General features: G+C 49.3%; 22 protein-coding genes. 8 read left to right on the top strand and 14 right to left on the bottom strand.

Annotated elements, in window-relative coordinates:
- Nucleotides 1-50: 50 nt before the first annotated feature.
- The 3 genes from AB8599_RS14825 to AB8599_RS14815 all read right to left on the bottom strand — a co-directional run bounded on the left by AB8599_RS14825 (nt 51) and on the right by AB8599_RS14815 (nt 2,057).
- Nucleotides 51-389, bottom strand: a complete 339-nt coding sequence (locus AB8599_RS14825; RefSeq protein ID WP_407331630.1) for a DUF3135 domain-containing protein — start codon at nt 387-389, stop codon at nt 51-53.
- Between the two features lie 264 nt (nt 390-653).
- Nucleotides 654-1,397, bottom strand: coding sequence for a ferredoxin--NADP reductase (locus AB8599_RS14820; protein ID WP_407331629.1), 744 nt, complete (start codon nt 1,395-1,397; stop codon nt 654-656).
- 21 nt (nt 1,398-1,418) lie between these two features.
- Nucleotides 1,419-2,057, bottom strand: coding sequence for a helix-turn-helix transcriptional regulator (locus tag AB8599_RS14815; RefSeq protein ID WP_407331628.1), 639 nt, complete (start codon nt 2,055-2,057; stop codon nt 1,419-1,421).
- A 299-nt stretch (nt 2,058-2,356) separates the two neighbouring features.
- Between AB8599_RS14815 and AB8599_RS14810 the strand changes: the two genes are divergently transcribed.
- Together AB8599_RS14810 and AB8599_RS14805 are read left to right on the top strand one after the other, a co-directional pair.
- Nucleotides 2,357-3,382: an HlyD family secretion protein gene (locus AB8599_RS14810; protein ID WP_407331627.1), complete on the top strand. Its 1,026-nt coding sequence runs from the start codon at nt 2,357-2,359 to the stop codon at nt 3,380-3,382.
- Nucleotides 3,383-3,434: 52 nt separating this feature from the next.
- Nucleotides 3,435-4,925, top strand: a complete 1,491-nt coding sequence (locus tag AB8599_RS14805) for a DHA2 family efflux MFS transporter permease subunit (protein ID WP_407333240.1) — start codon at nt 3,435-3,437, stop codon at nt 4,923-4,925.
- Between the two features lie 118 nt (nt 4,926-5,043).
- Here the strand turns inward: AB8599_RS14805 and glpX are convergent, their stop codons facing one another.
- Both glpX and glpK read right to left on the bottom strand, forming a co-directional pair.
- Entirely contained in the window at nt 5,044-6,051 is a 1,008-nt protein-coding gene (glpX, locus tag AB8599_RS14800) for a class II fructose-bisphosphatase (RefSeq protein WP_407331626.1), read from the bottom strand.
- Nucleotides 6,052-6,231: 180 nt separating this feature from the next.
- A complete protein-coding gene (gene glpK / locus AB8599_RS14795; RefSeq protein ID WP_407331625.1) occupies nt 6,232-7,737 on the bottom strand; it encodes a glycerol kinase GlpK in 1,506 nt (501 codons plus the stop codon).
- A 670-nt stretch (nt 7,738-8,407) separates the two neighbouring features.
- Between glpK and zapB the strand changes: the two genes are divergently transcribed.
- Nucleotides 8,408-8,650: a cell division protein ZapB gene (gene zapB / locus AB8599_RS14790; protein WP_407331624.1), complete on the top strand. Its 243-nt coding sequence runs from the start codon at nt 8,408-8,410 to the stop codon at nt 8,648-8,650.
- 131 nt (nt 8,651-8,781) lie between these two features.
- Here zapB and rraA read toward each other — a convergent pair whose 3' ends face one another.
- From rraA to priA, 7 genes are all read right to left on the bottom strand, one after another.
- Complete coding sequence (rraA, locus tag AB8599_RS14785; RefSeq protein WP_407331623.1) at nt 8,782-9,267, bottom strand: ribonuclease E activity regulator RraA; 486 nt, start codon at nt 9,265-9,267, stop codon at nt 8,782-8,784.
- A gap of 155 nt (nt 9,268-9,422) precedes the next feature.
- Nucleotides 9,423-10,328: a 1,4-dihydroxy-2-naphthoate polyprenyltransferase gene (locus tag AB8599_RS14780; protein WP_407333239.1), complete on the bottom strand. Its 906-nt coding sequence runs from the start codon at nt 10,326-10,328 to the stop codon at nt 9,423-9,425.
- Nucleotides 10,329-10,502: 174 nt separating this feature from the next.
- A complete protein-coding gene (gene hslU / locus AB8599_RS14775) occupies nt 10,503-11,837 on the bottom strand; it encodes an HslU--HslV peptidase ATPase subunit (RefSeq protein WP_274164482.1) in 1,335 nt (444 codons plus the stop codon).
- Nucleotides 11,838-11,850: 13 nt separating this feature from the next.
- Nucleotides 11,851-12,375, bottom strand: a complete 525-nt coding sequence (hslV, locus tag AB8599_RS14770; RefSeq protein ID WP_407331622.1) for an ATP-dependent protease subunit HslV — start codon at nt 12,373-12,375, stop codon at nt 11,851-11,853.
- A gap of 153 nt (nt 12,376-12,528) precedes the next feature.
- Nucleotides 12,529-13,104 carry an SPOR domain-containing protein gene (locus AB8599_RS14765; RefSeq protein ID WP_407331621.1) on the bottom strand — a complete coding sequence of 192 codons (576 nt, stop codon included), beginning with the start codon at nt 13,102-13,104 and terminating at the stop codon, nt 12,529-12,531.
- Nucleotides 13,105-13,185: 81 nt separating this feature from the next.
- A complete protein-coding gene (cytR, locus tag AB8599_RS14760) occupies nt 13,186-14,214 on the bottom strand; it encodes a DNA-binding transcriptional regulator CytR (RefSeq protein ID WP_407333238.1) in 1,029 nt (342 codons plus the stop codon).
- Nucleotides 14,215-14,368: 154 nt separating this feature from the next.
- Entirely contained in the window at nt 14,369-16,564 is a 2,196-nt protein-coding gene (priA, locus tag AB8599_RS14755) for a primosomal protein N' (protein ID WP_407331620.1), read from the bottom strand.
- 261 nt (nt 16,565-16,825) lie between these two features.
- On the opposite strand from priA, the gene rpmE reads away from it, so the two are divergent.
- Together rpmE and AB8599_RS14745 are read left to right on the top strand one after the other, a co-directional pair.
- Entirely contained in the window at nt 16,826-17,038 is a 213-nt protein-coding gene (rpmE, locus tag AB8599_RS14750) for a 50S ribosomal protein L31 (RefSeq protein WP_016961944.1), read from the top strand.
- A gap of 457 nt (nt 17,039-17,495) precedes the next feature.
- Nucleotides 17,496-18,746, top strand: a complete 1,251-nt coding sequence (locus AB8599_RS14745) for a malic enzyme-like NAD(P)-binding protein (RefSeq protein WP_407331619.1) — start codon at nt 17,496-17,498, stop codon at nt 18,744-18,746.
- A gap of 146 nt (nt 18,747-18,892) precedes the next feature.
- Here AB8599_RS14745 and metJ read toward each other — a convergent pair whose 3' ends face one another.
- Nucleotides 18,893-19,210, bottom strand: coding sequence for a met regulon transcriptional regulator MetJ (gene metJ, locus AB8599_RS14740; RefSeq protein ID WP_407331618.1), 318 nt, complete (start codon nt 19,208-19,210; stop codon nt 18,893-18,895).
- A 208-nt stretch (nt 19,211-19,418) separates the two neighbouring features.
- On the opposite strand from metJ, the gene AB8599_RS14735 reads away from it, so the two are divergent.
- The 3 genes from AB8599_RS14735 (at nt 19,419) to metF (ending at nt 24,119) form a co-directional block, all read left to right on the top strand.
- The gene (locus AB8599_RS14735; protein WP_407331617.1) at nt 19,419-20,582 is read left to right on the top strand and encodes an O-succinylhomoserine (thiol)-lyase; all 1,164 of its coding nucleotides are present in this window, start codon (nt 19,419-19,421) and stop codon (nt 20,580-20,582) included.
- A complete protein-coding gene (locus tag AB8599_RS14730) occupies nt 20,582-23,026 on the top strand; it encodes a bifunctional aspartate kinase/homoserine dehydrogenase II (RefSeq protein ID WP_407331616.1) in 2,445 nt (814 codons plus the stop codon). Before AB8599_RS14735 ends, AB8599_RS14730 begins: the two co-directional genes overlap by 1 nt.
- Nucleotides 23,027-23,228: 202 nt before the next feature.
- The gene (gene metF, locus AB8599_RS14725) at nt 23,229-24,119 is read left to right on the top strand and encodes a methylenetetrahydrofolate reductase (protein ID WP_407331615.1); all 891 of its coding nucleotides are present in this window, start codon (nt 23,229-23,231) and stop codon (nt 24,117-24,119) included.
- 110 nt (nt 24,120-24,229) lie between these two features.
- Here metF and AB8599_RS14720 read toward each other — a convergent pair whose 3' ends face one another.
- Nucleotides 24,230-24,805 carry a PadR family transcriptional regulator gene (locus AB8599_RS14720; protein ID WP_407331614.1) on the bottom strand — a complete coding sequence of 192 codons (576 nt, stop codon included), beginning with the start codon at nt 24,803-24,805 and terminating at the stop codon, nt 24,230-24,232.
- Between the last annotated feature and the right edge of the window lie 317 nt (nt 24,806-25,122).

The following is a 25,122-nucleotide window of genomic DNA, read 5'->3' as shown; positions in this document are numbered from 1 at the left end:
AGAATAAAAAAGGAAGCGGTGGCTGTTCCAGGCACCGCTCAAAAACTGAGTTAGCCTTCCACGGCGACAGTTTCTCTGTTGCGCTTTGGGTGCAATGTAGTGACGGTTGCGTTTCGCTCAGTTAAAGCTGAAGGGTTATTGACAGCCGTTGAGAAGCGATCAAACTGACGCATCAACTCTTTCATCAATAACGCGTTAACATGGTTAGGATTTTTCCCCGACGCAATCACACGGTTGATATGGCTCATCTGAGCACGCAACTTGGGTTGCATGGCATCACTCGCGCTGTCGATGATCTCTTCACTCATTTCAATTCTTAGCGCTTCCAGCGCCTGCGGGTCGGATTCCGCTAACGCTTTTAATTCGTCAAATGAAGGCATGGTTTTCATGGCATTACTCCTTGTGGCTGCGCATGACTTGCCTTTGACTATACGGTTAAAAAACGAGCGTTCAATCACACTATTGATTCATAAGTGAGACGGTGGTGGTTGTGCGTCAAGGTGTGCTTTGTGTTTGATACAGATAATTGTTTGATAGCGAGGGAAAACACAGCGTGCGGTATCTTGCGGTCTCACATTTGAGATGTAGGTGTAAAAGTTACGCGAAATGATTGAAACAGGTGAAATGGGGCATTTTGCCCCTGATCTGAGGTTTTACCAGTATTGCTCGGTGGTGATATGACCGGGTTTGCGGCGCAAGTTTTTCTCTAGCCCTTTCAGTTCGAGCAGTGCGCGCACGTCTTTCACCATCTGAGGGTTGCCACACAACATGATCTGGCTTTTTTCCGGTGTGAGCGGCAAACCGACAACGCGCTCAAGCATGCCATCTTCTAGGGCGTGGGTAATACGACCGGATAGGGCGCCTGCTTTAGGTTCTCTGCTCACGAAGGGTTGAACAAGAATTTGGTCGCTATGCTTTTTCTTCAGTTCATTGATTTCTGCCTGATAACTCAGGTCAGCAGAAAAGCGCACTGCGTGTATCAAGACCACTTTGCGAAACCGTTGCCACACGTCTTCTTCTTGCAAAATAGAAAGGAAGGGGCCAAGTGCTGTGCCTGTCGAGATCATCCACAAATGTTCGCTTTGAGGGATTTCTTCCAGCGTAAAAAAGCCGGTGGCATCTTTGGTGATCATGACAGTGTCGCCCGCTTCGAGCGCATGCAAGCGAGGAGAAAGTAATCCATCTGCCACTCGTGTGGCATAAACTTCGAGATACTTGCTGCTGGGCGGGTTAACGTAGGAATAAGCACGTTGAATCAACTTACCGTCAATTTCTAGCCCAAGCTTGGCAAACTGTCCCGCCACAAAAGGCGCAACGTCGGCGTCCAGCGTCAGGCTGAAGAGGTCTTTGTTCCAGCGTCGATTTTCAATCACTTCCGCTTTGATCCAAGTCGCCATACGCACTCCCTCGGCAAATAATTATTTGGATGACGCCTGCATGCTTTTGGGTTGAACGTGATAGGTGCAGCGGCGTTGCCCTTCAATGATGTGTTCGTCTCGTGTGACGTTATAGTCGTCACCGAGCACTGCTTTAAAGATCTGCTTTTCTGATTTACACAGAGCTGGACATCGTTTGGCAGCCTGACAAATAGGGCAATGGTTCTCGATAAGCAGGAAGCCTGTTTCGGTTTCATGAAGCTCTGCCATGTAACCTTCTTTCTCTCTAAGATACGCCAAGGTTTCAAGTTTAGCCTTTAAATTATGGCAATCTTTGAGCGCGTCGCGGTATTGCTGCAACGTCTTTTCTTCACGTTGCTGGATGACTTGTGAAAGTCCCGCTTCACCAAATAGGCTTTCGACGGACTCAATCACTGAAATAGCCAAATCGCCGTGACTGTCTGCAAAGCGGCGATGCCCCTCTGCGGTCAGGGACCAATGGCGGGTCGGACGGCCAACTTTGACGCGAACATCACTGAAATCCAACAAACCGTCATCTTCCATGGTTTGCAGATGTTGGCGTATGCCCATGGTGGTCATGTTCATTTCATCCGCCAATACGCGGGCGCTGATGGCCCCTTCGCGTTTTATCTTGTGCAGGATTTTATCGACTGTTTTCATCGTGCTCTCATCTTTCTTCTATACGTCCATTATGAAGTGAGCTTGCTAAATAAAGCAATATCTTTACTTAGTTATTGTGCTGAGCGACTTTCTGCTTAGGTGTGACTGTATCTGATTGAACAGTGTGGGTAAGAAATGTCATTAAAACGAGATGGACTGTCACAACACTAAAACTGGGTGAATAAACGTAACGATGTTTTTCGCATGAGACCACAAAGCGTGAATCTGGTTACTAGACTCTTCCTGTCTGACTCGATCGACATGAGTCATCTTTGCGCGTCTATTTGTTGGGAGGTCTCATGGCTGAAAAACGCGGTTTTCCTTTTCGTAATGTCATGATCCTTGTTGGTGGTGTGGCGGTGCTGGTGGTTGCAGCGTATTTTTATGTTCGCCATCAAGATCAGTATCCGAGTACTGACGATGCGTATGTTCATGGCAACATTCTTTATATCGCTCCACAGATAAGCGGTCAGCTAACTGACGTGAATGTTTACGATTTCCAGCATGTCGACCAAGGTGCTGTGATCGCAAGAATCGACCCTTCGGCGTATCGAGCACGCGTGGAGCAAGCGCAAGCTGCTTATGAAAATGCAACGGCAGCGAATAAGGCGACGAGTGATGCGATTGTGGGGGCAAGCGCGCAAATTCGTGCGGCGTCGGCGCAGTTGCTTGATGTGCAAGCCAAGTATCGCCGCAACATGGCGCTGGTGGATAAGGGGCTGCTACCCGCTCAAGAAGGTAGTGACTTGAAGGCAGAGCTTGCAGCGGCAAAGAATAATCTCGATGTGGCGCGGGCAAGAATGTCTCAGCTCATCAGCGAGCAGGGCGCGTCAGGCACAGAAGCGCCTGCGGTTAGACAGGCGGCGGCGGCCTTGTCTGAGGCGTCGTTAAACCTCTCTTACACCGCTATCATCGCTCCGACGTCGGGCACGTTGGGAGATGTGAATGTGAGACCGGGAAGCGTGGTTGCGCCGGGTCAGGCATTAATGCCCTTGATTGAAGACAATTCGTTTTGGGTTGAGGCAAATTACAAAGAAGACGACATTGGCAATATTGCAGCGGGGATGGCGGCCAATGTGGTTCTCGATATGTATTCAGATACCACGTTTAGTGGTGTTGTTCAGGCTATCTCGCCGGCTAGTGGTTCCTCGTTCTCGTTGTTGCCGCCAGAAAATGCCACGGGTAACTGGGTGAAAGTGCCTCAGCGTTTTCCGGTTCGTTTAGCCATTAAGGCGTCGGGAGATTCGAAACCATTGCGTGTCGGTGCCAGCGCAACGGTAACTATCAATACGCTCGTTAAGGCGAAGGCTGATGACAAGCAGTAGCGATAGTGAATCACCCGTGACGGCGGCGATGCCTGCAGGTACGCCTCGGACCATGGTGACTTTGGCTGTGATGTTGTCAGCCATTATGGTGCTGCTCGACATGACGATCGCGAATGTCTCGCTACCTCACATGATGGGAGCATTAGGGGTGACTTCTGAGCAGGTGACCTGGGTGCTGACGTCTTATTCTATGGCGGAAGCCATATGCATCCCGATTGCCAGCTATTTGAGTCTCAAATTTGGGGTGAGAAAATTATTATTGGTTTCTGTGGCGGGCTTCATGACAACGTCAGCACTGTGTGGGCAGGCAGATACACTGACTGAAATGGTGACATTTCGCATCATGCAGGGTGCGTTTGGTGCGTCGGTGATCCCTTTGTCTCAATCCATCATGGTGCAAATCTACCCCAAGGAAGAGCGTGGCAAGGCGATGGCACTGTTTTCTGTAGGGGTATTGCTTGGGCCTATTCTCGGGCCGACTGTTGGCGGTTTTATTACGGAGAATATGGATTGGCGTTGGATCTTTTACGTCAATGTGCCCGTCGGTTTTCTCTGTTTATCATTGCTATATTTCTTTGTGAACCTTGATGGCCGAGGCAAGGCAACCGTTGATTGGCCGCTGGTGTTTGGAATGGCACTGGGGATCGGGCTGCTACAAATGGTTCTGGAACGGGGAAATCAAGATGACTGGTTTGCCTCCAATACCATTTTGTTTGCGACGATCATTTCGGTGCTAGCTTGGGTGTTCTTTTTGATTCGTTCTTTTCGGACCAAAGGAGACATTGCCCCAATGTGGCTGCTCAAAGATCGCAACCTTGCGCTGTCATGCATCGTGATGACAGGGTTCTCGATGGGCATGTTTGGTATTGTTCAACTTCAGCCTATGATGTTAGAGCAATTGTTGAATTATCCAGTGGAAACCACCGGCTTTATGATGGCGCCACGAGGGTTAGCATCCGCCATTGTATTGTTGTCGATCTCACGCATCATCGATCGGCTAGATCCGCGTATGCTGATTGTAGTTGGGCTAACGCTAAACGCCATGGGTAGCTTCATGATGATGCATTACTCCCTAGACATAGATATGTTTTGGGTGTTGATGCCGAGTATCGTGCAGGGCGCAGGAATGGGACTGGTGTTTGCACCACTTAGCCAATTGGCGTATGCGACATTGGCGCCAAATCAAGCGGTGGGAGGCGCGGTGGTATTTAACCTTTGCCGGACACTCGGTGGCTCGTTTGGGATTTCTATTGTGAATACCTATTTCAGCCAAATTCAGCAAAAAGAGTGGCATGCGCTAGGAGGTGGTGTGACGCCGGATAACCCTGTTGTACAGCAACTTGCCGCGTCGCAAGGCACAACGGTGACGGACCCGAGTTTTATCGTGTCAGTGACACAATTGTTGCATCAGCAATCGACCTTGCTGGCGTTTGTTTACTCGTTTGGCTTTATCATGGTCTCTTATATTGTGTTGATCCCACTGTTAGCCTTGTTTAAAAAAACACCGAATAAGAAAGCCGCCAAGGTGGCAGCGTCACCCTGATTCACGGTGCTCGATTTGCTGTACCAAGGGAAAATGACGACCATTAAAAAAGCACGCCGAGGCGTGCTTTTTCTGTATCAAGTGTGCGTGACAGTGAACGGTCACTCACTATGCGGCGTTACAGAATAAGTGCTTTGACTGCGTCGTCTTTGCGATCCATGTAGTGGATAGACTTGATGCGACGAATGGTGCGGCACTTACCACGAATCAGCAGGGTTTCTGTGGTGGCGATATTCCCTTTACGGGTGATGCCTTCCAATAGATCGCCTTTGGTGATGCCGGTTGCCGAGAAGATAACATTGTCGCTGCTGGCCATGTCAGACATGCTCAGACAGATGTTGGTTTCAATGCCCATTTCTTTGCAGCGAGCAGTTTCAATTTCGCCCATGCGGCGGTTATCTTCATTGTCTTCTTTCACTTCATGACGCGGCAGAAGGCGACCATTCATGTCACCACCCAAAGCACGGATAACGGCAGCTGAAACCACCCCTTCAGGCGCGCCGCCAATGCCGTACATGAGGTCAACTTCGCTGTCGGGCATACAAGTTAGAATGGAAGCTGCAACGTCGCCATCAGGGATCGCGAATACGCGCACGCCCATTTCTTGCATTTCGCGGATGGTGTCATCATGGCGTGGTTTTGCGAGTGTGGTGACAACGAGTTCATCCAGGGATTTTCCCAGAGCGTTAGCGACGTTGATCAGGTTGTCGCGCAGCGGGAGTTCAAGGTTAATCACACCTTTTGCATCTGGGCCCACACACAATTTTTCCATGTACATGTCAGGTGCTTTTAGGAAGCTGCCTTTCTCGGCAGCGGCTAGCACGGCCAGTGCATTTGACTGACCCATTGCGGTCATGCGCGTGCCTTCGATCGGGTCAACAGCGATATCTACTGCATCGCCGCCCAAACCCACTTTTTCACCAATGAACAGCATCGGCGCATCGTCGATTTCGCCTTCACCAATAACAATTTCACCTTCAATCTCGGTTTTGTTCAGAAGAATACGCATTACTTCTACTGCTGCACCGTCTGCTGCGTTCTTGTCACCGCGGCCAAGCCACTTGTAACCCGCCAGTGCCGCGCCCTCTGTGACGCGTGAAAAAGCCATTGCTAAATCGCGTTTCATCCGATCTCCAGTGTCATTATTTTGTGGAATCAAAAGCTACCAGCGCCCTTGTCTGATAGCGAAAAAACTCGGCGCGGATTTTACCATAAGCAAATAGGAAACGTTTGCGTTTTTGAGACGAAAAAAAAGGGGCACGCCCCTTTTTAAATGAATAGTCAGTAGGTTAAACCGGTTTGAAGGTCAGTCAACAGCCCATCCCTTTGCGCACTCAATGGCGCGCTGCCAGCCACGGTGGCGGCGGCTTCGTTTTCCATCATCAGCACTCGGGCTAAAGCATCGGTCGATTTCCGCTTTGTTCTTTAGCTCATCAATGCTGCTCCAGAAACCGACGGCGAGACCCGCTAAATAGGCAGAGCCCAATGCGGTCACTTCAGTCACCTTAGGGCGATGCACTTCGGTGTTGAGGACATCCGATTGGAACTGCATCAAAAAGTTGTTGGCAACGGCACCACCATCCACTTTGAGAAAATTGAGTTTGATGCCTGAGTCTGCTTGCATCGCAGTGATAACGTCCAGCGATTGATAGGCAATGCCTTCCAATGTGGCTCGGATAATGTGGTTGGCGTTGACACCACGCGAGATACCGACAATTGTACCGCGTGCGTAAGGGTCCCAATGAGGGGCGCCAAGACCAGTAAAGGCAGGGACGACATACACGCCATTACTGGTATCTACCTTGGTAGCGAAATATTCGGAATCTTTGGCATCTTTGATCAGATGCATTTCATCGCGCAGCCATTGAATCGATGCGCCGCCCATGAACACTGCGCCTTCTAGTGCGTAAGCCACTTCGCCTTTAGGGCCGCACGCCAATGTGGTCAGCAAGCCATTTTGGGAAGAAACTTTTTCTTTGCCTGTATTCATTAGCAAAAAGCAGCCTGTGCCATAGGTATTCTTGGCTTGGCCTGCTTCGACGCACATGTGGCCAAACAGGGCCGCTTGCTGATCCCCTGCAATACCTGCGATGGGGATCCGCGTACCGCCTTTACCCCCAATGTTGGTTTCGCCATATACCGTAGAAGAGGGTTTTACCTCTGGCATCATGCACGCAGGGATACCAAGTGCTTTGAGCATGGTGTCATCCCATTCAAGGGTATTAATGTTAAACAGCATGGTGCGGCTAGCGTTGGTGTAATCGGTAACGTGAACGCGCCCTTGGGTCATTTTCCAAATAAGCCAAGTATCAATCGTGCCGAACAAGAGATCGCCTTTCGCCGCAAGTTCGTGTGCTCCTTCGACATGATCCAGAATCCATTTTATTTTGGTGCCAGAGAAATAGGGGTCAACCACAAGGCCGGTGTTTTCTTTGACGTATTCTTCGAAGCCGTCCGCTTTCAATTGCTCACAAATGGGCGCGGTGCGACGGCACTGCCAAACAATGGCGTTGTAAATGGGTTTACCCGTATGACGATTCCACACCACGGTAGTTTCACGCTGGTTAGTGATACCAATTGCGGCGACTTGATCAGAGCGAATCCCGGCTTTAGCCAATACTTCTACCAAGGTGGAGCTTTGGCTGGCATAAATTTCCAATGGGTCGTGCTCAACCCAGCCGGACTGAGGATAAATCTGGGGGAATTCACGTTGGGCGACCGTGACAATATTGGCGTCGTGGTCAAGGATCACTGCGCGAGAACTGGTGGTTCCCTGATCTAACGCGACAACGTATTTTTGTTCGGTGCTCATGGTGCGTCCTCTTCTTCCTTTTCAAAAGCATAGTGCGGCTGGCTATTGCTGGATTGATATTGCGTCATTATTTGTTTTTGGATGCCAGCGTTTATGGCGACATTTTTCGTCTGTTCCACAGCGCCTACTTTAGTGGCGAAACTATTTTCGTGAAGTCTTTACGCATCAAAATGTGCGTTCGCTCATTATTCGTTCAGTGTATGCGCGATATCGAACATTTTCCGTCTCAAAACACAGAGAGTCAGCGCTTTTGAATAGTTACTTGTGCAAGTAAGGCTTGGCGGTGGGGGAGGTAAACGCGAGAAAAAGAAAAGGCTGACAACATAAGTGCCAGCCCAGCCGATATCGGCAAGTCTTGGATTGCTCCAAGAGAGATACGATCCTGATAAATTTATCATGTCACGAATGAATAGAAATTGAATGATGTCGCATTTTTAGTCATTTGATGTTTGGGGAGTCAAAAGCCCACACAGAGAAAGGTGGTGAAAAAGGGATAATTGCTGCTTTTTTGTTCGCTTGTGATCCAAAAGTGGATTAGACAGGTGCGACTGACGTCATGCCCCGTTAGAATAGGATTTCTGGGACGTTCAAGGTAGAAAAGCCTTACAGGGCAAGCCTTGACGAAGATTGCGCATTTGCGCTTAGACGTTGGAATACATAGGTGGCCTTGATGTCATTGGAAATTTTAGAGCAGCTTGAAGCCAAAGTTCAAATGGCAGTAGATACCATTTCTCTGCTTCAGATGGAACTTGAAGAGTTAAAAGAACAAAACGAAACCTTGGGTCGTGAGTCAGAGTCGGTGCGTGAAAGCCGTGACGCACTAGAGCAGGAAAATGCTCGCCTTCGCGCCGATCAGGATGCTTGGCAGACCCGCATTCGCAGCCTGCTTGGTAAGATTGAAGAAGTAGAATAAAAAACAGAGCCTATGGGCTCTGTTTTTCTATGTGGCAGTATTGCCTTAGAGCGCGTCAGCAATGGCGTGCTTTGAGCGCTGGCATAAAGATTTGTTGGCGTCGCAATTGATTGTGACGCCAATTGATCTCACTACTCAATATCGATTGGCTCTTGAGACAAGATAACGCCAGTGTTATCGGCGTACAGATGATCTTCCGGAATGAAAGTCACGCCACCAAAGTTAACCGGTACATCGACTTCGCCAACCCCGAGGCTTTCAGCGCCAACTGGGAAAGAGGCCAATGCTTGAATGCCAATATCAATCTCGTCGATAGAATCAACGTCACGTACGCAACCGTAAACTACCAGACCTTCCCAGTTGTTTTCCGCTGCTAGTGCGGCAATGTCTGCATCAATCAATGCACGGCGTAGAGAGCCGCCGCCATCAATCAGCATCACGCGACCCGTGCCATCTTGCTCGGCTACCTCTCGGATCACGCTATTGTCTTCAAAGCACTTAACGATAGTAATTTGACCGCCAAAAGAACTACGACCGCCGTAAGAGCTCATCATAGGTTCTAGCACATCAACCTGATCCAGGTACATGTCACACAGCTCTGAGGTATTGTATTCCATAATCAGACTTCTTCTTTTGGACGTAACGTGGCCCTAAGGCAAATTTGCGGCGACCCAGATGGTGTCGGGCGCCACCCTATGCGAAAAAGTATAACGACAAGGTCGGGCATTGCAATGACTGACAACACAAATCATCTTGCTGCCATTCCCGTGTATTAGTGAAGTAGGATGCCAGCCGCAAACAGCACGTTGGTTAAAAGCGCAACTTTAACCATGTCTCCCATCATGGGGCGCAGTGTCTCACCATTTTTCGACCCCCAAACCGAGCGTCCATGTTTGATGGCCAGCGGCAGTGAAAGCAAAAATAACCATCCTGTTATGCCACTTTGCTCGATCAATGCAAACAAAGCAAAGCAGATATAGGCGGCGACTAACAAGACTTGATGGTAGGCGCGCCCCCACTTTGGGCCCATTCTCACCACCAACGTGTACTTACCGCATGCGCTGTCGTTGTCGATATCACGAAGATTATTGATGTTGAGCACACCAACAGCGAGCAAACCACAGGCAGTGGCAGGCAAGAGTATGACTGAATCGAGTGTACCGGCTTGCAGGTAATAGGTGCCGGCTACGCCTAGCCAACCGAAGAATATCAACACGGACAGATCGCCGAGCCCTTGATAACCGTAAGGCTTATTGCCCACGGTGTAGCAAATAGCCGCAAGGATCGCGAGCGCGCCTAACCCCATGAAGCTCGCTATGTCGGTGGCATTATCAAAAGCACTAAAAACCAAGGCTGCGCCAACACCTATTGTGAGGCATACATTGAGTGCCATGGCCTTTTTCATGGTGTGTGGCGTAACGAGCCCCTGCTGTATGGCGCGTTTAGGGCCGAGACGCGCCTCGTTGTCGGTCCCTTTTACTGCATCGCCATAATCATTGGCGAGGTTAGATAGGATCTGCAGTAGCAGCGCCGTGATAAGTGCGAGCACAGTCAATACGACCGAGAAATGCGCGGTCTGTGCGGCGACAGCACTACCACACAAGATACATGCGACAGCCAACGGCAATGTTTTAGGGCGTGCGGCATCAAGCCAAGTTTTGAATGTGGATGAGGACATAACCAAAAGAGCGTGTGTGATAACTGGCTTCATTATTGGTTTTTTTACTTCGTTGGGCAATGCAAGTGCGGGATTAACTGAATTTGATGGCGAAATAAAAGCAATAAACAAGGCAAAGCAAAGGCAATAAAAAAGGGCAGCCTAAGCCACCCCATTTGGATTGATGCTGTGTGATTACAGAATAAAGCGGCTGAGATCTTCGTCGTCAACCAACTCTTCTAGACAGCTACGCACGTATTCTGCGTTGATTTCAACGGACTCACCACCACGCTCGCTCGCGTCGAATGAAACCTCATCAACCAAACGCTCCATCACAGTGTGTAGACGACGAGCACCGATGTTTTCGGTACGCTCGTTGACGCGCCACGCTGCGTTAGCGATCTCTTCAATGCCATCTGGCGTGAAGGTTAGATTGAATTGCTCAGTCCCCATCAGCGCTGAGTATTGCTCAGTCAACGAAGCATTAGGCTCAACAAGAATGCGTTGGAAGTCAGCGGCAGATAGCGCTTCCAGTTCAACACGGATCGGCAGACGACCTTGCAATTCTGGGATCAAATCAGACGGGCTTGCCACTTGGAATGCGCCTGATGCGATAAACAGGATGTGGTCAGTACGCACCATGCCGTGTTTAGTAGAAACCGTGCTGCCTTCAATCAGTGGAAGCAGGTCACGTTGAACACCTTCACGTGATACATCTGGGCCTGAGCTTTCGCCACGCTTACAGATCTTGTCGATTTCATCGATAAAGACGATACCGTTGTTCTCTACCATGTGGATTGCCTGGTCTTTCAATTCTTCTTGATTAACCAGTTTCGCCGCTTCTTCTTCTGTCACGGCTTTTAGCGCGTCTTTAAGCTTCATTTTGCGCTTTTTAGACGTATTGCCACCACCGAGGTTTTGGAACATGCCCTGCAATTGGTTGGTCATTTCTTCCATGCCCGGCGGGGCCATGATTTCCATGCTCATTTGCGGAGCGGCAACATCGATTTCGATTTCTTTATCGTCTAATTTGCCTTCGCGGATTTTCTTACGGAAGCTTTGGCGTGTGTTTGAATCCGGCTTTGGTTCTTCTGATTGTCCCCATGCATCGCGCGGTGGCGGCAGTAGGACATCCAGAATGCGTTCTTCAGCCAATTCTTCAGCGCGGAACTTCACTTTTTCTACGGCTTGCTGGTGGGTCATTTTCACCGCGACGTCAGTCAGATCGCGGATGATCGTTTCCACTTCTTTGCCCACATAGCCCACTTCGGTGAATTTGGTGGCTTCGACTTTGATGAACGGTGCGTTGGCCAGTTTGGCTAGACGACGAGCGATCTCGGTTTTACCAACACCGGTAGGACCGATCATCAAGATGTTCTTTGGGGTAACTTCGGCACGCAGATCTTCGTTAAGCTGCATACGACGCCAACGGTTACGCAGCGCGATAGCAACGGCTCGCTTGGCTTTAGTTTGACCGATAATGTGACGGTCTAGTTCAGACACGATTTCGCGTGGGGTCATTTCAGACATGCTGGGATCCTGCTTAGTAATCAAGTTCTTCAATGGTGTGGTGCTGGTTGGTGAAGACACAGATGTCGCCAGCGATGGTCAGAGATTTTACCGCGATTTCGCGTGCATCTAGATCGGTGTTTTCAAGCAGGGCAATAGCAGCAGCTTGTGCGAAGTTACCGCCTGAGCCAATAGCAATCATATCGTGCTCTGGCTGAACCACATCGCCGTTGCCAGTGATGATCAGGGAAGCGGTTTCATCAGCCACACAAAGCAGGGCTTCTAGCTTGCGCAGTGCACGATCAGAACGCCAATCTTTAGCGAGTTCAACCGCGGCTTTGGTCAGGTGACCTTGGTGCATTTCCAGCTTACGCTCGAAACGTTCGAATAGGGTGAAGGCATCTGCAGTGCCGCCAGCGAAGCCTGCCAATACTTTATTGTTGTAAAGGCGGCGAACCTTGCGGGCATTGCCTTTCATTACGGTATTACCCAGTGACACTTGGCCATCACCGGCGATTACTACTTTGCCGTTGCGGCGAACAGAAACGATAGTCGTCACGGAAGAACCTCTTCTTTGCTCTCTGATTTAGCGCTCTGGCTGAAACCAGTATGGGTTGTTAAAAGCAAAGGTGGGGATGGGAAAACACAAATTCAAGGGTAAAGCCGTGAGATGTCCGGCTTTACCCATATTTTCTTTACGAGGAAAGGTAAATCAGTCCCAATACCAGATGGCGCAAGGTTCAATACCTGCACGGCGCAGCAAGTTTCGGTCACGCTCGGCTTCACGCTTCAGCGGATAAGGCCCCATAACGACGCGATACCAAATGCCTTTTTCGCCTTGGCTGGCTTTGATATGACTTTCTAAGCCTTGGAAGGCAATCATGGCTTTGCGTTCGTCTGCTTGACTCGCGCTGCGATAAGCGCCGCACTGCATCAAATACGGACGGCTCGACACTTCCTGCTCATTGGCTTCAACCTTAACTTGTTTATTTTCCAGCTCTTCGATGTAACTCCATTGCTCTTCAGGCTTGGGAGGAATGACTTTTTCCTCTTTCTTCTGAGGCTTGACAGGTTTGGTTGCTGGCTTAGTCACCGTTTTCGGTGGCTCAGGTTGGGTTGGCGGTTCGCTGGTGGTGAGGAAGTAGAGACCATAGCCAAAGCCGGCCAGCAACGCCACTGCGATCAACGCCCACTTAAACGGGAAACCCTGTTTAGGCGGTGGCTTCTTGGCATTTCGGGTGGGTTTACGCGGTGCTTTTCCGCGTTTGACATAATCTCGGGTTGCCACTGATTCGGGTATCTTTTTCTGCGAGTTGGGGCTACATGGTACTGGCTTGCTCGAAAGCGCGCCAGTACCTAGCTTGTCAGTTTAACGTGATGGCGGTGCCACACTTTCCCTGATCACCAGTTGTGCATCGAGCAAACGTGAACCTGCCTGCACATCATTGCCTTTTAGTATCTTCAACAACATGAGCATGGCTTGACGGCCAATATCATAGCGTGGTTGAGAAACTGTGGTTAGTGCGGGGTCACAATACTCGGCAAACTGGATGTCATCAAAACCGACGATAGAGATATCGTGTGGAACACGAAAACCCAGTCGCTTGGCTTGTTGAAGTGCACCAATGGCCATGACATCAGAGTGACAGAACACTGCGGTAGGAGGGGTTGGCAGTGACAATAAGGTCGTCATTGCTCTCGCACCTGCCGTAAAAGTAAAATCACCAGCAACCGTATAGGCGGGATTCACTGTCACGCCGCCGCGACGCAGAGCCTGTTGGTAGCCCTGAACGCGAAATTGCGTCAGTGCCGCATTAGGATCACCTGTGATCTGCGCGATCTGTTTGTGACCGACCTGAGTCAGGTAATTCACGGCTTCAAACGCTGCGGTTAGGTTATCGATATGCACCGTAGGCAGCTCTAGTTCTGGTGCGTATTCACAGGCCATCACGAGAGGTGGTAGGTTCTTTTGCTCAGGTTTGCTGACGTCAAAAGGGAGATCGGTACCTAAAAGGAGCATGCCATCAGCTTGTTTAGTGAACACCAAATTCACAAATGAGCTTTCGCGGCTTGCTTGCTGTCCGCTGTCACCAAGTAGCACTAAATAACCGTGCTCCATGGCCGCTTCTTCGATGCCACGAATGATCTCTGTGAAATAGGGATCACAAATGTCTGGAACAATGGCCACAATGGTCTTTGATTCATTGCGACGTAAATTTCTTGCGAGCGAGTTAGGGCTATAGCCCGCTTCCATCACCGCCTGCTCGACTTTCTTGCGGGTCGACGCTGATACCTTCTCCGGGTTCATCAACGCACGCGAAACTGTCGCCGTAGAGACGCCAGCCAGATGGGCAACATCCTTCATTGTCGCCATAGTGCTATTCCTCTTGCTCGTTATGATTGGCAATGCTTCCCGTGAGGGAACTTCAGCAATAAGACTTTTTTGTTAACAGGCCATATCTTAATCTGATGGCGATGTATTAAACATGGTCATGTTAACAGTTATTACAAGAATACTGTGATCTTAGTCGGCTTAAGCGAATGAAATCTGTTCAGCTCATATCTTGAGGTTCGATATCCAGTGACCAGCGCACTTTCTTCGACAAAGGTAATTGGCGAATGGCGGACAACGCGGCTGACAATCTTTGTTGCAATATCCGTCGGTTAGGTGCTTGAAAAATCAATTGCCAACGGAAGCGCCCCGCGCGTCGTGGCAACGGTGCTGGGGCAGGGCCCATGGCGGCGCAGTCATCGTCAGGAACGGGAGACGCATCAAGGATGGTTCGTACTTGTTGAAGAAACTGTTCAACCTGATCGCTGTGGTTGGCTTCGGCGCGAAACAGTGCAAAGAAACTGTACGGTGGCAGATTGGCTTGCTGACGTTCAATTAGCGCTTCCGCGGCAAAGCTGTCGTAACCCTTGTGAACAAGCAATTGCAACAAGGCATGTTCAGGGTGGTGAGTTTGCAGTAAGACAAACCCTGGTTTGCTGGCGCGTCCTGCGCGACCGGCAACTTGCACAAACAATTGTGCTAAACGCTCAGGAGCGCGAAAGTCATTGCTGAATAAGGCGCTGTCGACATCCACCAGTGCCACCAAGGTGACATCAGGAAAATGGTGACCTTTCGCCAGCATTTGGGTGCCAATCAGAATTTGATATTCCTTCTTGTGTATGGCATCCAAGTAGGCTTCTAGTGCGCCTTTGCGACGGGTATTGTCGCGATCAATTCGAATCGTTTTGAACTCTGGAAATAGCGTTGCCAGTTGCGCTTCGAGTTGCTCTGTACCGACACCGACACCGATAAGCTGCGTTGATCCACATTGGCCACACTGATGGGGGATAGGGCGCTGTGTGCCGCAGTGATGACAGCGTAGTTCGTTGCTCTGCTGGTGTAGTGTGTAATACGCATCGCAGCGTTTACACTCCGCCAGCCAACCACATTCATGACACATAAGTGCTGGTGCGTAACCGCGTCGATTCAAAAACAGCATGACCTGATTGCCGTCAGAAAGGTGCTTGCGCATCTCGGCAATCAAGGGGGCTGAAAGCCCAGATTCTAAATACAAGCCACGAATATCGAGCACACCATGTTTGGCTTTGATGGCGTTCCCCGCTCGAATGGACAAGGTGAGATGATGGTATTTGCCGGTTTTGGCATTGTGTAAGCTTTCTAAACATGGTGTAGCAGAGCCAAGTATCACAGGCACGTTTTCTTCATGACCGCGCATAACGGCAAGATCACGGGCGTGATAGCGAAAAGAGTCCTGCTGCTTATAAGATGCATCGTGCTCTTCATCAACAATGATGATGCCGAGCGATTTGAACGGCGAAAACAAGGCAGAGCGAGTACCAATAATGATGGCCGCTTCGTTGTCTCGGGCGGCGAGCCAGGCGTTGAGGCGTTCGGTGTCATTTAAACCGGAATGCATCACTTCAACGGGCACATTAAAACGGCGTTTGAAGCGATTGATCGTCTGCGGCGTCAAACCAATTTCGGGTACCAGAATCAGTGCTTGCTGACCACGTGCCAGAACCGGTTCGAGCGCATTGAGATAGACCTCTGTTTTCCCTGAGCCTGTTACCCCTTCAATCAAGTAACAGCCAAATTCAGGGCTGGCATTGATGGTGGCTACCGCCAATGCCTGTTCGTGATTGGGGGTGGGTTTGTCTTCAACCATTTGATAGCTTGATGCCCATGGTTTGGCACGGACATTTTGTACTGTTTCGATCCAGCCTTTTTCTTCCGCCGCTTTTATCACGGCAGCAGTGAGGTCGCTATCAAGCAGATCGCTATGCGCCATGGAGCCGCTGCGCAGCATCGTTAGGATTCGGGCCTGCTTGGGTGCGCGGGTCAATGCGGTGAGTGGCTGATTTTCCCCCGCTTCTGTGAGCTGCCACATGCGCTCGCGTTCGCGATGTGCAGGTTTACCTTTTCTTAGGCCACCTGGCATGACGGTCGCTAGTGCATCACCTAAGGGGTATTGATAGTAACGGCTCGCCCAATTTAAGACTTTATATAAAGAAGGGGGCCAAAGAGGTGTGTTATCTAACACCGCATTGATGGGCTTGAGTTGAGCCACATCGAAGTCAGATTGATCGGTCAGTGCGACCACAACCCCCACTTTATATTGTTTGCCAAAGGGCACGCGAACGCGTCCGCCTACGACAGGCATATCTTTACCAATAAGGTAATCAAATGTCTTGTGCAAAGGAACGGGTAACGCCACTTGGGCTATGGTTGGGATCATGAGGTGCTAGCGTCTTAGGTAGAGAGACAAGTTATGGCGACAGTGTACCTATGGGAAACAGGCGCGCAAAGTGTGCGAAGTGTTTTCTTTTGAATGACGCAGTGAAAGGGTGGAATCGTGAACCGTAAATCAATTGAACAAAAAAGTTGCTATCACAGGTCTCCTTGATTAGAATTTCGCGCCTTACAATTTGTTTGTTAACGACGTGTGGTGCCCGATAGGCTCGGGAGAGCGACACGGCCTATATTAGAGGTTATCCCTATGAAAGCTGGAATCCATCCAGAATACGCTGCAGTAACTGCAAAATGTTCATGCGGCAACACTTTTGAATTCAACACTACTCTAGGTAAAGATATTAACCTGGACGTATGTGACAAATGCCACCCATTCTACACTGGTAAGCAACGTGTTGTTGATACTGGTGGCCGTGTTGACCGCTTTAACAAGCGTTTCGGTGCATTGGGCAGCAAGTAATATTGCCGGCTCGACAAAAAAAGGGTGCGAAAGCACCCTTTTTTTATGGCTGTTACAGCTTGTAAGACCTTTTCACTGGTTCAGTACAGGTAGACTATCCCAGTTTATCTAAGCGAACCGATAGCCCTGCTACTCTCGCTGCGTTAACATTCAAATAATTCCTTTAATTTCTAATGTAATTGACCTCTTGGCGTCATAGACATTGCACACACTTATCTATTGTAAAATTCACTACACTCAAGATAAGAGTACTTGCGAATTGCTTTGTTGCTATATCAATTGCTTGGGGTAGACGGATCGCGTTTCTGCGTGAGTGATATTTGTCACCAAAGTGACGGCAACCATTCGCCCAAAGAAATGTATTTCCGCACATTTTTGCTTGCCTTTACCTATGCTTGTGGGCTCGGCTAGCAATAAGATTAATCAGCCAATAACTAATACAGTCAGGAAAACAGAAATGTCTGAAGACAAACGCCAACAGGCACTGGATTATCATGCTTATCCAGTACCAGGCAAAATCTCGGTAGAACTTACCAAACCAGCAGATACGGTTGAAGATCTTGCGTTGGCATACAGCCCAGGTGTGGCAGAGCCAGTTCGTGAAATCGCACTCGACGCCGATAACGTTTATAAATACACGGCGAAAGGCAACATGGTTGCGGTTATCTCTAACGGCACGGCTATTCTTGGTTTAGGTAACTTAGGCCCAATGGCTTCTAAACCTGTCATGGAAGGTAAAGCGCTTCTATTCAAACGTTTTGCAGGTCTTGATTCGATTGATATCGAAGTGAAGCACCGCACCATTGAAGAGTTCGTTGATACTGTCGCGAATATCTCAGACACCTTCGGCGGCATTAACCTTGAAGATATCAAAGCGCCAGATTGCTTTGAGATCGAAAAGCAGTTGATTGAACGTTGTAACGTACCAGTATTCCATGATGACCAGCATGGCACAGCGATCGTGACGTCAGCAGGTATGCTGAATGCATTAGAGCTTCAGGGCAAAGAGATCGGTGAAGCCGTGATTGTTTGCTTAGGCGCAGGTGCTGCCGCGGTTGCTTGTATGGAACTGCTGATCAAATGTGGTGCGCAGCGTGAGAAGATTTACATGTTGGATCGCAAAGGCGTGATCCACACGCGTCGTGACGACATCAATGAATACAAACAATTGTTCGCTAACAATACTGACAAGCGTACGCTTGAAGATGTGATTGAAGGTGCGGACATTTTCCTTGGCGTATCAGGCCCAGACTTGTTGCCACCAGAAGCGCTTAAACTCATGGCTGATAAGCCCATTGTTTTTGCGTGTTCAAACCCAGATCCAGAAATCAAACCAGAATTGGCACATGAAGTGCGTGACGATTTGATCATGGGTACGGGCCGTTCGGATTACCCAAACCAAGTAAACAACGTGCTGTGCTTCCCGTTCATTTTCCGTGGTGCGCTCGATGTGCGCGCAAGCAGAATCAATGACGAAATGAAACTGGCTGCCGTTGACGCCATTCGCATGCTGGCGAAAGAGCCTGTTCCTGCGGAAGTGTTGAAAGCGGCGGGTGTGGATAAGCTCAGCTTTAGCAAAGATTACATTATTCCTAAACCGATGGACCCACGTTTGCTACCACGCGTAGCCAAAGCGGTGGCGGTTGCGGCAGTAGAGTCAGGCGTTGCACGTATCGACATGCCTGAAAACTATATGTCTGATAAGTAATGGGCAGACAATAAACACAAAAGAGGAAGACAGTGCGTTATAGCAATGAATCGCGTGCTAGAAATTACCGCGTGCTTCCTTCCTTTTAAAACTGCTATAAAAAAACCAGCCAATCGGCTGGTTTTTTTGTCATTACGATGACGAAATTAATATTCTTCGTCATTAAAATCGATGCCAAGTTCTTTCATGATGCGCTTCACTTCGGCAGGCACGCTATCCGCTTTGTCTTTACGAATATCGTCATCCGTTGGCAGTGGTTGTCCCGTGTAAGCATGTAAAAACGCTTCACACAACAGTTCACTGTTCGTCGCATGTCGTAAATTATTGACCTGTCGACGTGTACGCTCATCTGTTAGGATTTTAAGCACTTTCAGAGGGATAGAGACGGTGATCTTCTTTACTTGCTCTTTCTTTTTACCGTGCTCGGCGTAAGGGTTAATATATTCGCCATTCCACTCTGCCATCGTGCACCTTCTAAGCAGTTTCATTGATAAATCGCTGTCAACACCGGAAGCATGATGCCCAGGTTGGATGAATTTCGAATTTTAGCGATATTAACCGCTACATGTAAAGACATATAGACGTCCAGAAGTATTGACGTCTTGCTTTTGAGTGGTTAAGGTTGACGCTATCTGCTCGTATTATGATCGCATTTTGACAGGGAAAGACACCATGAGCGACAAGAAGTCAGCCACGATTGCCGTACGCACTGGCATCACCACAGATTCTCAGCACAATGCTGTGGTTCCTCCTATTTACCTTTCTACTAATTACGAATTCCCTGAGTTTGGTTCTGTCCCGACCTACGATTATGCTCGTGGTGGTAACCCGACCCGCAACCTGTTGGAAACGGCACTGGCCGAGCTTGAAAACGGCGCAGGTGCGGTGGTGACCAACTGCGGTATGTCCGCGATTAACCTGTTGCTTTCTCTGCTTGGCCCTGATGATTTGATTGTTGCGCCTCATGATTGCTACGGCGGCACGTATCGCTTGTTTGATTCTCGCGCCAAGAAAGGGGCGTTTAAGGTTGAGTTCGTCGATCAGTCTAATCTTGAAGCGTTAGAAACGGCGTTGGCTAAACAGCCGAAACTCGTGTGGATTGAAACGCCATCAAATCCGCTACTGCGCGTGGTTGATATTGAACAAATAAGCCAGAAAGCCCATGCCGTGGGTGCTTGGGTAGGGGTTGATAACACCTTTCTGTCACCTGTATTGCAACAGCCATTGAACCTTGGCGCAGACTTTGTGGTGCACTCCACCACCAAATTCATTAATGGTCACTCCGATACGGTCGGTGGCGTGGTGGTTGCCAAAGAGCAAACATTGGCTGACGAGCTGAAGTGGTGGGGCAACTGCATTGGCGCGACAGGCAATGCCTTTGATAGTTATATGACGCTGCGCGGCCTTCGTACCTTGAGCGCGAGAATGCGTCAGCATGAAGAAAACAGCGCAGCAGTGTTGGCATACTTATTACAAGAATCGCTGGTGGATGTGATTTATCACCCATCATTGCCGGCGCATCCGGGCCATGAGATTGCGAAAAAACAACAAAAAGGGTTCGGCGGCATGTTGAGCTTTGAGCTTAAAGGCGGCGAAAGTGAACTGAAATTGTTCCTAGGTTCACTAAAGCTCTTCTCTTTGGCTGAGTCGCTTGGTGGCGTTGAAAGCCTAGTGACGCATCCTGGTTCAATGACGCATCGCGCTATGTCTGATGAAGCGCAGGCCGAAGCAGGTATCGCTGCAACCCTATTGCGTTTATCTATCGGTCTGGAGGATCATACGGATTTGGTCGCCGACCTGAAACAAGCATTCGATAAAGTGAGAGAGAATCAGTAATGAGCGCGGTTGAAGTCGTATCCCCTCAGCAGTCGCAGTCCCGCCAGTTACATAAATTTGGCGGCAGCAGCCTTGCCGATCCAGAGTGTTTTCGCCGCGTGGCGAGAATTCTGGCGCAATATAGTGGTGCGACAGATATTATCGTCGTTTCAGCCGCAGGTAAAACGACCAATCGTCTGATCGAATGGTTGTCCTTGCTAGATAAAGATGGGCGTCTGGCCCATGAAACCCTGCAAAGCTTGCGTAAATATCAACAAGACTTGATTGAAAACTTGATTGAAGGTGAGCAAAAACAAGCCTTGGTTGATGCTTTATATCAAGACTTTAGTGCGATGGCGCAAACGGCAGAGAATCCTCTGAATGTTGCCCAACGCGCTTGGGCGCAAGGTTTCGGTGAAGCATGGTCAGCCCGTTTGTTGTCAGCGTTACTGACTCAGCTTGATATGCCTGCCGTCAAACTCGACTCACGCAGTTTCTTACGTGCCGAGCGTGCCGCTCAGCCAGAAGTGGATCGCGCCAGTTCATGGCCGCTGCTTAAAGAACAGTTGGTGCAGCATACTCAACGTCGCATTGTGATCACCGGGTTCATGGCGCAAAACGCAGACGGTGAAACCGTGTTGCTTGGTCGCAATGGCTCTGATTACTCTGCCACGATTATCGGCGCGCTAGCGGATGTTAGCCGCGTGACGATATGGAGTGACGTAGCCGGTGTTTTCAGTGCGGATCCTCGCTTGGTAGGGGATGCGTGTTTGCTTCCTTTGCTTCGTCTTGATGAAGCCGCAGAGTTGGCTCGCCTTGCTGCACCCGTGCTGCATACTCGCACCCTTCAGCCTGTTGCACAGAGCTGTATTGATTTAAATCTTCGCTGCAGCTATGACCCAGAATCAGGTTCTACGCGCATTGAACGCGTACTCGCATCAGGTCGTGGCGCGAAAATTATCACCTCACTCAACGACGTGTGTCTGCTTCAGCTCGACGTTCCGCGCTCTCATGATTTCAGCGTTGCGCGCCGTGACATTGAGCGACTACTCACGCGCAATCAAATTCAGCCTCTAGCGTCTTCCGCCAGCGCTGATCAGCATCGCATTCAATTGGCCTATACCGCAGAAGTCGTCAACAGTGTGTTGGAGCAGCTACAGAATGCAGGTATTCCAGCGGACATTCGTTTGCGCGAAGGCTTTAGCTTGGTGGCAGCCGTTGGTGCGGGTGTGACAGGGAATCCTGTTCATTGCCACGGTTTCTACCAGCAGTTGCGAGGCCAACCTATTGAGTTCATTTGTGAGTCTAACAGTGGCTTGAGCATTGCGGCTTTGCTACGCAAAACGAACACTGCGTCATTGGTGGCAGATATTCACCGTGCCTTGTTCCAAGCTCAGCGTCGAATTGGGCTTGTGCTGCTGGGCAAAGGAAATATTGGCAGTCGCTGGCTGTCACTGTTCAGTGAGCAAAAAAGCGCACTCGAAAAACGTCACGGTATGAACTTTGAGTTGATCTCAGTGCAGGATAGCCATCTGCAGTGGGTCGATTTCAAGGGTATCGATGCGGATCGCGTGATGGAGCACTTTAGCGAGCATGCTAAGCCGTATGACGCAACAGAGTGGCTGGTTAATCTGCTCAATCATCCGTATGACGATATTGTGGTGCTGGATGTGACTGCAAGCGCGCCATTAGCGGCACAGTATTCCGATTTGGCAGAACATGGCTATCACCTAATCTCTGCCAACAAAGTGGCTGGCTCTGCGAGTAGCGAACTTTATTATCAGGTGCAAGATGCTTTCGCGAAAACAGGTCGCTACTGGCTTTATAACGCCACTGTCGGGGCAGGTTTACCCGTTAATCATACCGTGCGAGATCTGCGCGAGAGCGGCGATCAAATTACTGCCCTGTCGGGGATTTTCTCTGGCACCTTGTCGTGGCTTTTTCAGCAATTTAACGGTGAAGTGAAATTTAGCGAGCTGCTAGAACAAGCATGGCAACAAGGCCTGACTGAGCCAGATCCACGCGAAGACCTCAGCGGTGCGGATGTTATGCGCAAGTTGGTCATCTTGGCGCGCGAGTCTGGTCTTGAACTAGAGCCTGAGCAAGTTCAAGTGCAATCTTTGGTGCCCGATGCATTGGCACAACTGTCGCTGGATAACTTTCTTGATGGGAGTTATTTGCTCGATGACACGTTAGAAGACTGGCTAGATGAAGCGAAGAAGGAAAATGGCGTTCTTCGTTATGTGGCACGTCTGACCCGAAACGGCAAAGCGCGCGTGGGCATTGAAGTCCTTCCGGAAGATCATCCGTTGGCCAACTTGCTGCCATGTGACAATATTTTTGCCATTGAAAGTCAATGGTATCGCGAGAATCCGCTGGTGATCCGTGGTCCTGGTGCAGGGCGAGATGTGACTGCAGGTGCTTTGTTATCTGATTTGAATCGCATCGCATCCTTGCTGAAATAATTCGAAATGAACGACATAAAAGCGGAGGGTTAACCTCCGCTTTTTGCTATGTGAAGGAAGCGCATATTGATCATGAAGAAATTTCACGTTAAGCAAGTTGACTTTGAGTTGCTTGCAATTCAATATCTAGACATATAGACGGCTAAACGGATGCCGTCATCAAGGATTTCTCGGTGAATTCACACCGATGTAGGGAGACACTATGGGTTACTCACACGCTAGCCATCTGGATTCATTGAACCAGAACCTTTCCGATTTGAATGGCGACATCAATGTCTCTTTTGAATTTTTCCCGCCAAGCTCAGAATCTATGGAGCAGACACTGTGGGCATCGGTGCAGCGTTTGAAAACCCTACAGCCTAAATTTGTTTCTGTTACGTATGGCGCAAACTCTGGTGAGCGTGATCGTACCCATTCGATTGTCAAAAGCATTAAACAGGAAACAGGCATTGAAGCTGCCCCGCATTTGACCTGTATCGACGCATCCCGCGATGAACTTAAAACGATTGCTCGTGACTACTGGAACAGCGGTATTCGTCATATCGTTGCATTGCGTGGCGATTTACCCGAGAAAGGGCAGAAGCCAGAGATGTACGCATCTGATTTGGTCGAACTGCTAAAAGGCGAAGCCGACTTTGATATTTCTGTGGCGGCCTACCCAGAAGTTCACCCAGAAGCAAAAAGTGCTCAGGCAGATTTGATCAACCTGAAGCGCAAAGTGGATGCAGGAGCGAACCGTGCGATCACTCAGTTCTTCTTTGATGTGGAAAGCTATTTGCGCTTTCGCGACCGCTGTGTGGCGGCAGGTATTGATGTGGAAATTATCCCAGGCATTTTGCCTGTGTCGAACTTCAAGCAGGCCGCAAAATTTGCCAACATGACCAATGTGCGCATTCCGAACTGGATGCACAATCAGTTTGCAGGCTTGGACGATGATCCGGTGACGCGTCAAATGGTAGGGGCGAGCCAAGCTATCGATATGGTTCGTGTACTAAGCCGTGAAGGCGTTAAAGATTTCCACTTCTATACTTTGAACCGAGCAGAGCTGACTTACGCAATGTGTCATACATTGGGTGTGCGTCCAGGCGTTTAATCTTGCTATTTTGACTACAAGAAGCATCTTAACGCTTTCAAGATACAGGCATGCAAAAGACAAAAAAAACCGTCGCGATAGCGACGGTTTTTGTTTTTTGTCTGTTTAGCTTAGCGCGAGGCAAATGCTTTTTGATTCGCCGTTGTCGCTTCCATTGCTGCCAGCTCGAGCAGTACTTCATCTGCCCAAGTTAACCAAGCCTCTTTACGTAAGATATTGCGGCGTAGGGTCAGGCGTTCCAAACGTCCTTCTCGTGTCAGTAAGGAAGAATCTGAGTACTGGCTTCGCTCTAAGTCTCGGTATTGGCTGAGTTGCATACGTGACTCGTCGATCAAAGCATGCATGTGCTCGATCATTGGAGTCGGTTCAAATATGCTGCATGTGAGTAATTTGGCTGAAACTTCGTCGCGGTCAGTCGGGTGTTTTGCCGGAAGTAAAAACCATTCGTATAACGTTTGTCTGCCGATATCGGTGATGGTGTAGACCTTACGGTCAGGTTTTCCATCTTGCGGTTCGAGCCGGCAACTTACTGCGCCCATATCGGCGAGCTTGTTGAGTTCACGGTAAACCTGCTGGTGGCTGGCTTTCCAGAAGTGGCCAATGGCACGAGAAAACTCTTTCGTTATATCGTAACCAGTTGCATCACGATGATTCAACACCGTGAGAATTACATGCGGTAGTGACATCTCTTCTATCCAAAATAAAAAAAGGCGATCCTTAGCCCTGGGACATCGCTCTATGGCGAATTATTTATCTCCGCAACACTGGGTGGATCGATTCGTCATCAATGGTCTTTAGTATCACCAAGGCCAACAACTATTACACCCAAATTTAACAGGTGAAAAAGGCGATACAACAAGGCATTAAAACGGTTAATTATACGTCGGTGTTTAGTCTTGTTCTGAGGGTCATAGATCCTCTAACCAGACATGAAAACATATTAATAACATTATCAATCCAACAACAATCGAAAAAGCCTTTCCTAAAGTAAGAAAGGCTGCAA

It is taken from the genome of Enterovibrio litoreus (assembly GCF_045679545.1).
GTDB lineage: Bacteria > Pseudomonadota > Gammaproteobacteria > Enterobacterales > Vibrionaceae > Enterovibrio.
Note: the sequence above shows the minus strand (reverse complement) of the source record. Positions and strands in the feature narration are given on the sequence as shown.

What these genes read in the sequence shown, in the direction of transcription:
- hslU (WP_274164482.1), bottom strand. Translation starts at nt 11,837, where the DNA reads ATGTCTGAAATGACCCCACGCGAAATCGTGTCTGAACTAGACCGTCAC.
- AB8599_RS14805 (WP_407333240.1), top strand. Translation starts at nt 3,435, where the DNA reads ATGGTGACTTTGGCTGTGATGTTGTCAGCCATTATGGTGCTGCTCGAC.
- priA (WP_407331620.1), bottom strand. Translation starts at nt 16,564, where the DNA reads ATGATCCCAACCATAGCCCAAGTGGCGTTACCCGTTCCTTTGCACAAG.
- AB8599_RS14820 (WP_407331629.1), bottom strand. Translation starts at nt 1,397, where the DNA reads ATGGCGACTTGGATCAAAGCGGAAGTGATTGAAAATCGACGCTGGAAC.
- zapB (WP_407331624.1), top strand. Translation starts at nt 8,408, where the DNA reads ATGTCATTGGAAATTTTAGAGCAGCTTGAAGCCAAAGTTCAAATGGCA.
- AB8599_RS14825 (WP_407331630.1), bottom strand. Translation starts at nt 389, where the DNA reads ATGAAAACCATGCCTTCATTTGACGAATTAAAAGCGTTAGCGGAATCC.
- AB8599_RS14735 (WP_407331617.1), top strand. Translation starts at nt 19,419, where the DNA reads ATGAGCGACAAGAAGTCAGCCACGATTGCCGTACGCACTGGCATCACC.
- metF (WP_407331615.1), top strand. Translation starts at nt 23,229, where the DNA reads ATGGGTTACTCACACGCTAGCCATCTGGATTCATTGAACCAGAACCTT.
- AB8599_RS14780 (WP_407333239.1), bottom strand. Translation starts at nt 10,328, where the DNA reads ATGTCCTCATCCACATTCAAAACTTGGCTTGATGCCGCACGCCCTAAA.
- AB8599_RS14730 (WP_407331616.1), top strand. Translation starts at nt 20,582, where the DNA reads ATGAGCGCGGTTGAAGTCGTATCCCCTCAGCAGTCGCAGTCCCGCCAG.
- AB8599_RS14810 (WP_407331627.1), top strand. Translation starts at nt 2,357, where the DNA reads ATGGCTGAAAAACGCGGTTTTCCTTTTCGTAATGTCATGATCCTTGTT.
- glpX (WP_407331626.1), bottom strand. Translation starts at nt 6,051, where the DNA reads ATGAAACGCGATTTAGCAATGGCTTTTTCACGCGTCACAGAGGGCGCG.
- metJ (WP_407331618.1), bottom strand. Translation starts at nt 19,210, where the DNA reads ATGGCAGAGTGGAATGGCGAATATATTAACCCTTACGCCGAGCACGGT.
- glpK (WP_407331625.1), bottom strand. Translation starts at nt 7,737, where the DNA reads ATGAGCACCGAACAAAAATACGTTGTCGCGTTAGATCAGGGAACCACC.
- AB8599_RS14720 (WP_407331614.1), bottom strand. Translation starts at nt 24,805, where the DNA reads ATGTCACTACCGCATGTAATTCTCACGGTGTTGAATCATCGTGATGCA.
- rraA (WP_407331623.1), bottom strand. Translation starts at nt 9,267, where the DNA reads ATGGAATACAATACCTCAGAGCTGTGTGACATGTACCTGGATCAGGTT.
- AB8599_RS14815 (WP_407331628.1), bottom strand. Translation starts at nt 2,057, where the DNA reads ATGAAAACAGTCGATAAAATCCTGCACAAGATAAAACGCGAAGGGGCC.
- AB8599_RS14745 (WP_407331619.1), top strand. Translation starts at nt 17,496, where the DNA reads ATGTCTGAAGACAAACGCCAACAGGCACTGGATTATCATGCTTATCCA.
- rpmE (WP_016961944.1), top strand. Translation starts at nt 16,826, where the DNA reads ATGAAAGCTGGAATCCATCCAGAATACGCTGCAGTAACTGCAAAATGT.